Raw genomic sequence first — 13,778 nt, 5'->3', positions numbered from 1 at the left:
GACGGCACTGTAACTACATGTAACGATTCGCGAGCAGGATCGGTATTTGCTTCGCAGCGTGTAATGTCTCGCTAATCGGGACAGGCCAACCCGGGTTCAACGATTCTATGGAGGTAACAATGAAGAAAATGTCCCTGGCAGTCTTGTTTTCCCTGAGCGCAATGACCGGTGCAGCATTCGCACAGTCCGATCAAGGCGTCACGATGAGTACGGATCCGGCCAAAATCTCGGATATCGAACAGCGCGCGCAGGACCTGCAATCGCGCCAATCGGCTGTGCCGAGCGACATGCCAATGCACAAGGGCTCCACGCATCACAAGAAGGGCATGAAGCATTCGAAAGGCATGGCCGAATAAGCGATAAGGTTTAACCGTCGCAACGGCCCGCAAACGTTAGCGGTTGGCGAACCCGTTCGCCAACCATTCAACGAACCGCTCGCCCCAAAAAGCCGGATATGACGCACAAGGCGTTGTATCCGGCTTTTGTACGTTTGCGACGACTTCAGGAAACCTTCAGGAATCGATGCGTTCACCGGCGCGGCGTATGCTACATTCCGCGTCGATAAAATTGAATCGCACTCGTGTGCGGAGGATCGTATGAGCAACATCCAGCTGGATATCGAATGGACCGAAGCAGCATCACGCAAGATTGAAAAGCTGATGCCGCGCAACGCAAAGGACAAGGACGCGTATCTCGCGCTGCCGCCCGTGGAATGCCTGCCTATGGAAGGCGATGTGCTGTTCCTCGGCCCGGACGGCAAACAACAGCCGTTTATCGTAGCCGAGCGTCAGTATCATCATGACGGCGACGCCGACTGGACCATCATCCTGATCCTCGACGTACCGCACGAGACTCACTAAGTGCTGATGCGGTTTGGATGATCGGGCAGTCAGAAATGGCTACGCGGACGCAGTGACTTTTGCGCGGCCTGTTTAAGCGCTCAGAGCTTTGCCACTACGTTGATTTCGCCGTGTTCAATCAGGTCCGGCAGCGTTTTGCCGAGCGCCTGAATGTGCGGTGTTTGATTGTGCTCAGCCAGCGCCGCCTCGCTCTGCCAGCGCTCGTAGAATACGAATCGGCGTGGCTCCTTGATGTCACGATGCAGGTCATACTGCAGCGCTCCGGGTTCTTTGCGCGTAGGCGCCACGATGCCCTGCAGGACCTCCCTCAGCTTGTCTTCGTTACCCGGTTTGGCGACGAACGTTGCGACCACGGCGATTTCTGTCATGACTTGACTCCAGATTAAAAGGATCAAGCATAACGTCGACACTGCACGCTCGCTGAAACGACTTTTGAAACGACAAGAAAAAAGCCCGCGTCCCTTTTGGGGAGCGCGGGCAAAAGCCGTCGCCCTACGAGGATAGGCGACGGGGCCATCGAGATCCGCTTGGCCAGCGGATCGCAATTCGTGAAAGAAAATTGGGTGACGTATGGTTGCGTGAAGCAGGAGGCAGCTTCGTCCAGGCGCCACGCAGATTACATGCCACACATACAATGTAATCCCTATGCAGTTGATTCCTATAAGCTTTCCCGCACATAAAAAACCAAAAACAGCGCCTGATGCAAACACGTCACTACCGGCTGTCACGTGACAGCGCCATCATGAAGGTCCGCCTACTTCCCTCTGATGTCTGTCGCCCGAAGCGTAACGCAGCGGTCGCATTCACTCGCGCGCGTTACCGCGCATTCGAATGCAAAAGGCATCTTCGAAACCCTCAACTAAACTCAGAGGTATAAAAAAACCCGCCTGAACTTCAGGCGGGTTAGTCGCGAACTTGGTCATTCCGCTCAGTCTTTCGGTGACATTCCGCTTACTGCCCACTGATTACGCTTATTGATTCAATTTGCTAAATCAGCCACGTGAACCACGTTTGCAGAAGGTCACTGCAGTTTGCCTCAACGCAATTGGTCGTCGAGCAAGCCCATGATCTGACGTGCTTGCGGCGAGGAATCGACGTCACCCTTGCTGTCGATGATCGACACACGCGTCTGCGTCTCTGTCAGCGCCCGCACGTTGATCTCGTAGTTCTTGGGTAGCTTCTCTTTCTTACCGTGGAACACCTGGCTCCAGAAGCCCTGCTCCGCCGACGTCAAGTCCTTCGGGTCGACATACCGGACGAAATAAATACCACGGCCACGATCCCGGTCATCGACAGTGAAGTTCGTCCGGTCGAGCGCCAGACCGACGCGCAGCCATGCGCGATCGTAGGGTTCCGGCAAGTTGAGCTCAACCGAATTTGCTTCAGGCACCACGTCTTCCTTGATCGGCGTCTGTGCTGAGAGAGCGACGTTCTGTGCCGCTCTCTGCGCTGACGTGGTGGCCGTGGGTGAGTTCCCTGCCGCGGCCGCTGCCATGGCAGCGTCGGTGGCACCGGTCTGACCGCTAGCCTGGCGCGCGTCGGCCAGTGCGAGGTTCGCCATCAAGCGCTTCAGGTATTCACCTTCCAGGGCGGGGTCGTTCGGCTTGGCCTGCCACTGGCTTTGATCGTTGTTGGTTCCCGTCAGCGCTTCACGCATGCCCTTCTGGCTGATGAACACGTACGTGCCGCCGTTCGGTGCGGCCTCAAGGCGAGTGCGGTACTTGTTGCGTTCGGCTGCAACGTACGAGTTGCCCGTTGCTATTGTCAGCGTGTTGCGGATCAGCCCGTCTGAGATCGCCGGGTGGGTTTCGTTCCAGTCCGTTTCCATGACGCCCTTGTCGCGCGCGTCCACGACAAGCAGAAAGCCCTGTTCCTGCCAGAAACGGCGAATCTGCGGCCAGACCTGCTCCGGCGCCTTGGTGTCGATAACCAGCCAGCGCTCCGTGCCGTCACGCTGAATATGCATGCCAGAGACGGGCGGGATGACCGTGGGCGCGCTCGGCGCGGCCTTCTGCACCTGCTGGAGGTCCGAAAGCGAAGCCTGCCCGCCTTGAGGCGGTAACGAACGCTGATCCCCCGTTTCGTCGAGCAGATTGGGCGGGACCGCGAGCGATGCCTGTTTTGCGCGGCCATCGCTCTTGTAATTGATTGCATCGGGAGACGACGTACCGCATCCGGCAACAAGGCCTCCCACCATCAAGAGGGCCGCGACCTTCAAAGCCGGCTTGTTCACACGAAAATCTGTCATGTTTGGGAAATCCTTCCGCTACGCCACGGCGTTTTCCGTGGATCAACCAAGCATTTTACCGGTCCCGCGCGTCGCCGTGCAAAAACAGTGCCCCCGACGTCGTAATACCTGGACGACGTGGCCCGGGGAACGTCTCCCTTGCATGAATTCCAAGCAGGGAAATTTGCGCTGGTATTGCACGTCTGGATAGACGAATCAAGCCACGCTTGCAGACTTGCCTGCATCCATTTCCCCCTCGCTTTCCGGCTTCATTTTCTCGCCCGCCAAAACCCACTTTTCATCTCATAAATCGCAGCAACGATGACCGCGAAGACAATTTATGACATTTACTCTTGCTTTGTCCTAGTCTATTTTTAGCAACCAACACATTGTTTAATAAGCACTTTTAACTAATTTTCGAGGCGCTTTTAAAGCGTCCTACAAGATAATTCCTATCTCGATTTTTTAAAGCATATCTATCCTAAAATTAATTCTCGATAACAAGAACGGCCACGAGAACGGAGTAACACCATGCCTCACTTCAAGTCCCTCGCCCCTCTTCGGGCAACCGCTGCCGCACTGGTGATCGCGGCAAGCGGATCGGCGCATGCACAACTTGGTAGCACCGTCGCGATCGCGGCATCGGGTACAGCAAGTTCGTCCAACGCAGCGGATGGCACTGCCCAGGTATTGCATCAGGCCGAGAACAGCGCGGCGCGCTGGCAGGAATCGACCGACGCCAATCAGATTCGCGTGCGCCAGTACGTATCTTCCTCGGGCCAGGTCTATGCCGTCAGTTGGGACGGCCCGGCCATGCCCGATGTCGCAGTGCTGCTCAGCAACTGGTTCGATCGGTATAGGCAAGAAGCAAGCGCTGCGTTACCGAACGCAAGTGGGCTGCACTCATCGCGGGTAAGCAGCAGCGATCTCATGGTGGAAACGGCAGTGCGCCTGCGCGATTTCAGCGGACGTGCGTGGCTTCCCAGCGCGTTGCCGGCCGGCGTCACGGCAGCAGACATTGAATAGGGGAATCATACGAAACCTGACTTGCGTACTTATCACGGCGATTGTTGCCGCTAGCGTCACGATAGCCGGCTGCGGCGGCGGCGGCAGTGGCGGTAATGGTTCAACCGGCGCCGCAGCACCCGCGGCAAGTTCCCCGGCGGCCGCAAGCGCTCCGCTCGCGTCTAGCGGCGCTTCCGCTGCCAGCGCCCCTGTTGTCGCAGCTCCATCCGAACCTATCGCGCCAGCCAACACGGTGACTCAATCGACCACACCGAACGTGCAGCCCATTACCGTCGCGCAAATCGCGACCGGTACGCGCAACATGCTGCAAACCAGCGTGACGATCTGCGTTCCGGGAACAAGCACGTGCCAGACGATCGACAATATTCAGGTGGACACGGGATCGCAAGGATTCCGCATTCTTGCTTCCGCGCTCTTGCCATCTTTGGCGCTACCCTCCGTGACGACCAGCACGGGTGCAACGGCGGCAAGCTGCACCGTATTCGGATCGGGCTACACATGGGGCTCGGTCCGCACTGCCGACGTGCATCTGGCCGGTGAGGTAGCAGCGGCGACATCGATCCAGGTCATTGCGGACCCGGTTGTTCCGGCTGTGCCCACGGACTGCGGTAACTCGGGCCTGCCGATGCTGACCGCTACCGCTCTGCGCAGCAACGGTATTCTCGGCGTAGGCCCGTTCAGCGCCGACTGCGGCGGCGGCTGCGCCACGACCGCGCTGCCACGCTGGTACTACAGCTGCTCATCGAGCACGCGCGTGGCAACTGCGCTACCGGTTGCACAGCAGGTGACCAATCCGATCAGCCGATTCGCCACCGACAACAATGGTATTGTCATCGACCTTCCCGCCGTCGCCGCTACCGGAGCAGCGAGCGTTACCAGCACCATGACGTTCGGAATCGGCTCACAGTCGAACAATCTGCTTGGCAGCGCTCAGGTCCTCCCGAGTAACTCGACGACAGGGTTTGTTTCGACAGCATTTCAAGGACAAACCTACAGCAGGAGCTTCATCGACAGCGGCTCGAACGGCTTGTTCTTCGCACTGAGTACCGCGCCAACATGCGGCTTCTGGTTCTGTCCAACCGCCGTGCAAAGTCTGGCTGCAACCGTTGCCGGCATCAATGGCGCGACAAGCAACGTAACGTTCACCATAGGAAACGCGACGTCGCTATTCGCAAGCGGCAACAACGCGCTCGGCAATCTGGCGGGACCAGCAAGCAACTATTTCGACTGGGGTCTGCCCTTCTTCTTCGGGAGACGGATCTTTACGGCTATCGAAGCGAGTGTGACACCCGCGGGCAATGGTCCTTACTATGCGTTCTAGGCCCTAAGCAATGTGCCGCGACGGCTCCTGATCAGCGAGCTGCCGCGGCAAACGTTGAAGGCTTCGTCACGATTCGCGCGTGCTCGAACTCTCCCGGTTCCGGGTGCTCGCGAACATGCATGTGCTGTGTTACCCGCAACAGCGCCGCTTGCCTGTCCTGTAAAGCACGACCATGTTCTCCAACGAACGATACGAAGCCAACCGTATCGGAGATACACATGGTCTTGACTGGATCAGCTTGGATTCACGCCCCCTGATCTTCCTTGTGTAAAAAGCGCAACTCGACACGCCGATCGTTTGCTAGACAAGTCACCAGCGCACGTCGGTCTCGCATCCGGCAATCCGTTCCCGGCGATGCCCGGCCATAACCTCGTGCCTGCACGGTAGTCGCCACGCCACCTGATATCAGATAACGCTGGACAGTCTCGGCACGCTGATGCGAAAGCCGCCGGTTGTATGCCTCACTGCCCACACGGTCAGTGAAACCCGACACGGTAATCGACGACACAGCAGTGTCGCCCTTCACGTCCTCGATCAAGCTATCGAGCTTCTCTCGGCCTTCCGATGTGATCGATTCGACGCTGCTACCGTTGAACGCGAACAACGCGTCGACAGACAACGTCACAAGCTTGGGCAATGGGACCGTCGATCTCGACGCCTCCGGTGGAATCACGCAGCTTTCAAGGCTCTGCTGTGCTTCACCGAGTGCTGACTCGACCATATCGACCTTGGTTCTTGCCGTGCCGAACTGACGGGTCCACGCGTCATGGCCCGCATGCATCAACTTGACTTCGGCACATGCTGTCTGCTTTTGTGCCTGCGGACAATTAACAAACCGCGGATCAGCAATGATCGCCTGCAAGCTTGTCATCAGGTCCGGACGCAGCACTGCGACCGTGCGCAACGGCGGATTATCGGGCAACAACTGCTGCGTGCCTTCAAGTCCAGCCGTCAGATGCGCAGCTTCACCAATCGACTCTTCCACAAAGCCCCAACGATCTCTCGCATCGATCTCGCTTTTTGCCACATCGATCCAGCATTGATCTTTGTAGCCAAAATAGTTGTCCTTGCGTTGATCCAGCTGGTCCAGTCGTGCTTGCAGTAGGTCCAGCACCTCTTGAGGTTTATCGATTCGCCCATAGACGCTGCCCCAAGGCTACACGGCCGCACCCGCTTGCGTGCTTTGCTGGGTGCCGAACCCCGTTTGCAGAACGGTAGAGTCCTGGATGCCCAGACTGTCACGCAGTTCCGTGTTGGCGCAACCCGCCAGCGTATAAACGCAGGCGGCGGCGAGGATAATGTTTTTCATGGTTCGACCCGGTGACATCCGGGGCATCAAGCTCCGTGGACTGGCTGTGCGTACCGCCCGTGACGGCGGCAAAGTTCAATTCGCTACGCGGGTCAACTGCCGAACACGTAACCCACGCCCGCACGCACGATGGTGCTGTTGCCACCCGACGACGACACTCCGCCATTGAAATTGATATTGCCCTTGTCATTCCAGCGCGAAACACCAATGCCCATCGCCGCCTGCCCGCGATAAGCTGCGACGCCTGCATTTAACGTCGTTCGCCCCGGCAGGTACGGCGTCACGACGTTGAGCGCCGACGCAGACGCAATCCCCTTGCGCGTGTTGCGATCAAGGTCGCGAATTTGTTGGTCGGTATTGTTGAAGCGCTGATCGGTATAGCTATTGGCCTGACTGAGAGTAGAACTGGCCGACTGGTTCAATTGGCTGAGGTTGACAGCGTCCGTTGCCAACGTACCGGCCGCGACATTCGTAATCTGCCGTTCGTTGCCCACCGCTCCCACCGATACCGACGACGCACGATCCGCCAGCGAGCCCGCCCCCAGCGCCACCGAATTGGCCGCGCTGGCTGTCGCGTTCGCCCCCATTGCGACGGCATGAGTGCCGCTCGCAGTGGCCGCTTCGGTTGATGTACCTCCGGCAGCGCTGTAAAGCGCGCTGCTCGATGTCACGAAGTTGCTGACATGAGTGACGATATCGTTCAACTGAGCCAGGTTCACGGCGTCGGTAGCGAGCGTCCCTGCCGCCACGTTATGGATTGTGGTGCCGCCTGCAATGCCCTGTCCGAGCGTGACATTGCTGAAATCCGTCGCGCCGCTTGCGTTCTTGTCATAGGAGAGTGCGGTGACTGCCTTGCCAGTCTGGTCGACCAGACCTGCGCTCTTCAGCTGCCCGACGTTGACCGCGTCGGTGTCGGCCGTGCCCGCCTGCACATTGGTAATCTGCCGCTCGTTGCCCGATGCGCCCACCGACACGCTGTTTACGCGATCCGCCACCGAGTTCGCGCCGATGGCAACCGTGTTACCGGCAACGGCTTGTGCGTTACCCCCGATCGCAGTGGCGTTGAGGCCGCTTGCGGTTGCTGCGGCAAGCGTTGTGTTCGATACAAAATATTTGAGCGCGGCGCCATTCTGAAGACCGTCGACAAGTTGCGCTGTCTGGAACCACTGGTCGCCGTTGATTGCGTCCGTACTGCCTGCTTTTACGGCGCCAGCCGCCACGTTGTGCAATGCGACGGGCGACACAGCGTCCGAACCACCTAGCGTCACGCTGCTTCGATTAATCGCGCCATCCGCGTTAGTGTCATAGGTGATGGCCGAAAGCGTATTGCCCTTCGAATTGATCAACCCGGCGTCCTTCAGTTGAGCGACATTCACCGCGTCCTGATCCGCCACGCCCGCCTTCAGGTTCGAGAGGACAGTGCCGCCGGTTCCACCCAGCACGACATTCGATTTGGTGTCGCTCGTGTACGCAAGTTTCAACGGTTCCGCTCGAGTCAGCGTGGCGAGCGAGGTAGCTACGTCTTGAACGTTTGTATTGGTCGCGTTCAGTTGGGCACCGTTGACCGCGTCGCTGCTCTGCGTGCTCAACGCGCCCGCCTTGAGGTTCGTGATCGTCACGGCAGGCGCGGCTGCCTGCCCCGGCGTTCCCGGCAATGCTCCGCGCAGCGTAATCACATTTTTATCGACACCGTCATAGGCCACAAAGGCGTTGGTCATTGTGCCCAGTGCGTTCGTGGTCGCACCAAGCGCCTTTAGTTGACTCACGTTGACCGCGTCCGTTGCACTCACCCCAGGCGCCACGTGCGCGATTCGCCGCTCCGACCCAACGTTACCCACGGATACCACGTTGGCTAACGAACCATCGCTGTTCGCGCCGAGCACGACGCTGTTATTTCCGCTTGCCGTTACATTGCTGCCAAGAACGAACGAATCTGCGCCAAAAGCCTTGTTACCGTTTCCCACTACGTAGGTTCCCGCTCCGCCCACGAAGTTGTCCTTGCCGATTCCTCCCGCGCCCGCGGAATAAACCTGCGTGGCCGAGCCAATTGCAAGTGAATCCGTGGCATCCGTGCTAACACTTGTGCGCCAGCCCATGGCAAGTCCATGGTCGGAAGATGCACTTGTGCGAACGCCGAGTGCAGTTGATTCATTACCTGTTGATGACACCCCGACTCCAACCGCCGCCGAGCCCGCAGTCGCGCTCACGTAAGAGCCCACCGCAACAGAATAATCCCCGGCCGCGTGAGCGTTCACGCCCATTGCGACCGCATTCGTGCCGACCGCGGTGGTAGGAGTCGAGCCGTCGATTGTCCCGGACACGATCAACTGATCCGGTGTAAGGCCGGACCCGTATAACGGGACCGCCGCAAGCCGGCCTGCACCTTCACTGCCCGACTCGGAGGCGCGTGGGGCAACAGCGCTCAATGCCTCGCTTACTTGCGATGAATAGACTCGCGCGCGTTCGTTCGAAACCTTCGCCAGGTTATCGACAAGCACAGCCCTCGATACTTGCGGCATCAACATCAAGGAAACGGGGGCAAGCGCCAGGAATACCACGGTGCCCATTCTCGTTCGCCAGTTGGAGCAAGCGATCTTCGAAACACCGGATAAGCTAGCCACACACAAGTCGACCGACACTTCATTTTGTTTCTTCACTACCACGCGCTGCGTCTTGTTCATTTTTTTTGCTCACTCAGGTCTTAGACACGCGGACGCGCCCTCGGAATCATTGGCATCGGGTCCCGGATAGTCGATCGATCGGGACCAGCGACTTTGAGCGTGCGCAGGAATGCACACAGCCATCGAATTGCTTCGGTAGCCAGCAGACGGTCATCAGTGCGGTTCCTGTCAGGCGGAAAGCCGCTAGCACGCTCGTGTGCCACTGTGACAGGTCAAGATAAATTTCCCCTATCAGTAAACTCTTAAAACGATGGGAGATAGGCCATTCGATAGGGGTTTCGAGCCTTCAGTGTGCGGTATTTGTGCTTATTTTGATGTGGTGGTCAAGATGAGATATCCAGGATCGACCTCTCGCACGTATCCTGAATACGTTAAATTGCTAGGTGAAGTGCGTGAGCGGGCGTCAACCCCGCTACCCCAAATGCAAAGACGGCGGCGTGGTTCACCACGCCGCCGTCCTGATCAAACAACACCCAACCATCGTCTTATGAACCGTCACACATTGAGCATGGCGCTCAGCGAGCCCATGCTTGTCTCCGCCTTGCTCCTGAATTTCGTTTGTCCGTCGGGACGATCGCTACGCCGCGCGATCGTCCTCGTCAAAGATTTTTTGTGCCAGATGAAACGCCGAATTCGCTGCCGGAACACCGCAATAAATCGCTGTCTGCAGCAGCACCTCTTTGATCTCGTCGCGTGTGACGCCGTTGTTTTTTGCCGCCCGCAAATGCAGCGCGAGTTCTTCGCTGCGGTTGAGCGCGACCATCATCGAAATGGTCAAGAGGCTGCGGGTATGGCGCGGCAAACCGGGACGTGTCCAGATGTCGCCCCATGCGTAGCGCGTAATCAGGTTCTGGAATTCGGTCGTGAGATCCGTGCGGTTCTCGAGCGAGCGCGTGACATGCGCATCGCCAAGCACCTCGCGGCGTACGTTCAATCCCGCTTCGTAACGTTCGTCTTCAGTCATGTCAGGCACCCAGGAACTCAAGCAGCGTTTTCGTGTAAACGTCCGCTTGCTCGATGTTCGACAAGTGCGCGGCATCGAGTTCGACGTAACGTGAGTCTTCGATATATCCGGCCAGTTCGCGCCCTTGCGCAGCGGTCGTGGACTGGTCATGCGTGCCCGAAATAACCAGCACCGGCGCCTTGATGGTCTTCGCTTCTTCGCGTGCATCGGCATCCCGGATCGCTTCGCAATTCGATGCGTAACCTTCGCCGGAGGTGTGACGGAACACATCACGAATGCCCGACATGACAAGCGGCTGCGCGGCCATGAAGCCAGCCGTGAACCAGCGCGACAGAACGGCGTCGGCCAATGCCGGCATGCCACCCTCCTCGCGGGCTTTGGCGGCCCGCGGCGTCCAGATTGCGTCCGAGCCGATCAGCGCCGCCGTATTCGACAAGACCACGCGTTCGAAGCGCTCCGGGTGGCGTGCAGCGAGCGCGATGCCGGTCAGCCCGCCCATCGACAGCCCGCAATAGTGCGCGCGCTTGACACCGAGTGCGTCGAGCAAACCGATCACGTCGCCGACGAGCTGGCTCAGCGTGTACGGCCCCTTGGGCACGTCCGATCGGCCATGACCGCGCGTGTCGTAACGCAACACGCGATATTTCGCCGCGAGCGTTTCGACTTGCGGCGTCCACATCGAGGCATCGGCGCCGAGCGAATTCGACAACACGAGCCAGGGTGCATCGCTGCCGGCGGTGGCATCGATGCGATAAAAAAGTTGAATACCGTTGACGGCGGCAAAAGGCATTACGAAAAACTCCTGGAGGAAGGGACTCGATGCAAACGCAGCGCGGCATCGACAAAAGCGTGCGCCTGGCCCACGTAGTTGGCCGGGTCGAGCAAGGCTTGCAGTTGAACAAGCGAGAGATGTTGCGTGACGCGTGCGTCGTTCGAGAGCACGTCGTAAAGCGTTGCGCCGGTTGCCACGGCTTCTTTCGATGCATGTTCGACGAGCGTGTGCGCGTCGAGCCTGCCAATTCGATCACCGAGCGCGAGCATCACCGCTTCGCCGAGAATCAGTCCGTGCGTCAGATCCAGGTTGGCTGCGAGACGCCCGCAATTTACTTCGATGTTCGAAACAATCGCCGTGATCTGCGCGAGCGCACCGCCCGTCAGGCGGGCAAGATCTGGCAGCGCTTCCCATTCGGCCTGCCAGCCCCCGAGCGCGCGTTCATGTTCCTGGACCATGCCGCTGAACACAGTTGCGACCAGATTCGGCGCGCGCATGGCGGCTGTTAAAACAGCAGCGCAGCCCACGGGGTTGCGCTTATGCGGCATCGTGGATGAACCGCCCTTGCCCGCTGCGGCCGGCTCGGCCAGTTCGCCGACTTCCGTTTGCATCTGCAGCGATATGTCGCGGGCGATTTTTCCGAGCGTCCCGATCAGCATCCCGAAACATGCCGCCGCTTCCGCGATGCGATCCCGCTGGGTATGCCACGGCAGCGCGGGAAGTTGCAAGCCGAGGTCATCGGCAAGCGATTGGGCGACCGGCGGCGCCTTGTCCCTCAGGCTCGCCAACGTGCCCGCCGCACCGCCGAACTGCAACGCCAGCGCCCGCGAACGGCACTGCGCAACACGCTCGCGATGCCGCGTCAACGCGTCGAGCCATTGGGCGAATTTAAGGCCGAGCGTGACCGGCAACGCCTGCTGAAGCCAGGTCCTGCCGATCGCCGGCGTCGTCCGATATGTCTGCGCCTGAAGCGCGAGCGCGTCGCAAGCGTCATGCAAACCCGCTTCCAGCAAATCGAACGTGGCGCGCAGTTGCAAGACAGTACCGGTATCGATAATGTCCTGGCTCGTCGCGCCCCAATGCACGTACTTGGCGGCATCGGCATCTTCAAGCTTGACCGCCGCGGTCAGCAGCTTCACCAGCGGAATGGCGAGATTGCCGCCAGACGCAGCGCCGGCCATCAACGCGTCAGCATCGATCAGATCGGCGTTGCAAGCGGCCACGATCGCCGCCACTGCACTAGAAGGAATCACGCCATGTTCAGCCGATGCCCGCGCAAGCGCCGCCTCCACATCCAGCATCGACTGGACGGTCTGACGCGCGGACCACACGGCGTTCATCTCGCGCGTGCCGCAGATCAGGTCCGTCAGCCGTCCCGACGCCGCAAATGTCGGCTCAGACATCACACACGCTCGATAGCGATCGCAATGCCCTGACCCACGCCAATACACATCGTGCACAGCGCAAAGCGTCCACCGGTCCGATGCAGCTGATACATCGCGGTCGTCACCAGGCGTGCACCGCTCATGCCGAGCGGATGACCAAGCGCGATTGCGCCGCCGTTCGGATTGACGCGTGGATCGTCGTCGGCAATGCCGAGCATGCGCAGTACAGCCAAACCTTGCGATGCAAACGCCTCGTTCAGCTCGATCACATCGAATTGATCGATGGTCATGCCCAGGCGCTTCATCAGCTTCTGCGACGCGGGCGCCGGGCCAATGCCCATCACGCGCGGCGGCACGCCAGCAGTCGCAATGCCCAACACGCGCGCACGCGGCACGAGACCGAAGCGCTTGGCGCTGTCTTCATCGGCGATAAGCAAAGCCGCCGCGCCATCGTTCACGCCCGACGCATTGCCTGCCGTCACCGTGCCATCGGGACGCACGACGCCCTTCAGTCTCGCGAGCGCTTCCATGCTCGTTTCGCGCGGATGTTCGTCCAGCGAGACCAGCACCGGATCGCCCTTTTTCTGCGCGATGGAAACCGGCACGATCTCCTGCGCGAGCGTTCCGTCCTTCTGCGCGCGCGATGCTTTCTGCTGGCTGCGCACAGCAAACGCATCCTGGTCCTCGCGGCTCACCTTGTAGTCGGTCGCGACGTTTTCGGCCGTTTCCGGCATCGAATCCACGCCATACATCTTCTTCATCAGCGGATTGACGAATCGCCAGCCGATGGTGGTGTCGAAGATCTCTGCCTGACGCGAGAACGCCGTGGTCGCCTTGCCCTGCACGAATGGCGCGCGGCTCATGCTTTCCACGCCGCCCGCGATCATCAGCGCCGCTTCGCCCGACTTGATCGCCCGTGCAGCCACGCCGATTGCATCCATGCCCGATCCGCACAAACGGTTGATCGTCGAGCCGGGAATGCCTTCAGGCAAACCGGCCAACAAAGCCGACATGCGCGCGACGTTGCGGTTGTCTTCGCCCGCCTGGTTCGCGCAGCCGAAGATCAGGTCATCGACGGCGTTCCAGTCCACGTCCTTGTTGCGTTCCATCAACGCGCGCAGCGGCACGGCGCCGAGGTCATCGGCACGAACTGAGGACAACGCGCCGCCGTAACGGCCGACCGGTGTGCGAATCGCGTCGCAAATAAAGGCTTCTTTCATGCACTTCTCCTGA

Annotated in this window: 13 protein-coding genes; 4 read left to right on the top strand and 9 right to left on the bottom strand. The window is 59.5% G+C overall.

Annotation, left to right across the window (positions count from 1 at the left end; all coding sequences use genetic code 11):
• The first annotated feature begins 119 nt into the window (after window positions 1–119).
• Window positions 120–356 (top strand): hypothetical protein, encoded by a 237-nt coding sequence (locus ACSQ83_RS04620; RefSeq protein WP_436227355.1) that lies wholly within the window; start codon window positions 120–122, stop codon window positions 354–356.
• A gap of 240 nt (window positions 357–596) precedes the next feature.
• A complete protein-coding gene (locus ACSQ83_RS04615; RefSeq protein WP_031358965.1) occupies window positions 597–860 on the top strand; it encodes a hypothetical protein in 264 nt (87 codons plus the stop codon).
• 80 nt (window positions 861–940) lie between these two features.
• Here the strand turns inward: ACSQ83_RS04615 and ACSQ83_RS04610 are convergent, their stop codons facing one another.
• Window positions 941–1,228, bottom strand: coding sequence for a putative quinol monooxygenase (locus ACSQ83_RS04610; RefSeq protein WP_414951364.1), 288 nt, complete (start codon window positions 1,226–1,228; stop codon window positions 941–943).
• A 668-nt stretch (window positions 1,229–1,896) separates the two neighbouring features.
• Entirely contained in the window at window positions 1,897–3,108 is a 1,212-nt protein-coding gene (bamC, locus tag ACSQ83_RS04605) for an outer membrane protein assembly factor BamC (RefSeq protein ID WP_436227354.1), read from the bottom strand.
• Between the two features lie 510 nt (window positions 3,109–3,618).
• On the opposite strand from bamC, the gene ACSQ83_RS04600 reads away from it, so the two are divergent.
• Both ACSQ83_RS04600 and ACSQ83_RS04595 read left to right on the top strand, forming a co-directional pair.
• Window positions 3,619–4,113, top strand: coding sequence for a DUF2844 domain-containing protein (locus tag ACSQ83_RS04600; RefSeq protein WP_436227353.1), 495 nt, complete (start codon window positions 3,619–3,621; stop codon window positions 4,111–4,113).
• Between the two features lie 16 nt (window positions 4,114–4,129).
• Window positions 4,130–5,434 (top strand): DUF3443 domain-containing protein, encoded by a 1,305-nt coding sequence (locus ACSQ83_RS04595; RefSeq protein ID WP_436227487.1) that lies wholly within the window; start codon window positions 4,130–4,132, stop codon window positions 5,432–5,434.
• Window positions 5,435–5,678: 244 nt separating this feature from the next.
• Here the strand turns inward: ACSQ83_RS04595 and ACSQ83_RS04590 are convergent, their stop codons facing one another.
• From ACSQ83_RS04590 to pcaF, 7 genes are all read right to left on the bottom strand, one after another.
• Window positions 5,679–6,548 (bottom strand): OmpA family protein, encoded by an 870-nt coding sequence (locus ACSQ83_RS04590; RefSeq protein ID WP_436227352.1) that lies wholly within the window; start codon window positions 6,546–6,548, stop codon window positions 5,679–5,681.
• A gap of 42 nt (window positions 6,549–6,590) precedes the next feature.
• Window positions 6,591–6,743, bottom strand: a complete 153-nt coding sequence (locus ACSQ83_RS04585; RefSeq protein ID WP_436227351.1) for a hypothetical protein — start codon at window positions 6,741–6,743, stop codon at window positions 6,591–6,593.
• A 92-nt stretch (window positions 6,744–6,835) separates the two neighbouring features.
• Window positions 6,836–9,424, bottom strand: a complete 2,589-nt coding sequence (locus tag ACSQ83_RS04580) for a YadA family autotransporter adhesin (protein ID WP_436227350.1) — start codon at window positions 9,422–9,424, stop codon at window positions 6,836–6,838.
• Between the two features lie 577 nt (window positions 9,425–10,001).
• Window positions 10,002–10,388, bottom strand: a complete 387-nt coding sequence (gene pcaC / locus ACSQ83_RS04575) for a 4-carboxymuconolactone decarboxylase (protein WP_414951374.1) — start codon at window positions 10,386–10,388, stop codon at window positions 10,002–10,004.
• Window position 10,389: 1 nt separating this feature from the next.
• Window positions 10,390–11,178, bottom strand: a complete 789-nt coding sequence (gene pcaD, locus ACSQ83_RS04570; RefSeq protein ID WP_436227349.1) for a 3-oxoadipate enol-lactonase — start codon at window positions 11,176–11,178, stop codon at window positions 10,390–10,392.
• Window positions 11,178–12,563 (bottom strand): 3-carboxy-cis,cis-muconate cycloisomerase, encoded by a 1,386-nt coding sequence (locus ACSQ83_RS04565; RefSeq protein ID WP_436227348.1) that lies wholly within the window; start codon window positions 12,561–12,563, stop codon window positions 11,178–11,180. Before ACSQ83_RS04565 ends, pcaD begins: the two co-directional genes overlap by 1 nt.
• Window positions 12,563–13,765 (bottom strand): 3-oxoadipyl-CoA thiolase, encoded by a 1,203-nt coding sequence (pcaF, locus tag ACSQ83_RS04560; protein ID WP_436227347.1) that lies wholly within the window; start codon window positions 13,763–13,765, stop codon window positions 12,563–12,565. Before pcaF ends, ACSQ83_RS04565 begins: the two co-directional genes overlap by 1 nt.
• Between the last annotated feature and the right edge of the window lie 13 nt (window positions 13,766–13,778).

Origin of the sequence: Caballeronia sp. LjRoot29 (assembly GCF_964252755.1) — a bacterium.
Taxonomy (GTDB): domain Bacteria; phylum Pseudomonadota; class Gammaproteobacteria; order Burkholderiales; family Burkholderiaceae; genus Caballeronia.
The sequence above is the reverse complement of the archived record's forward strand: the minus strand, read 5'-3'. Positions and strand labels throughout refer to the sequence as shown.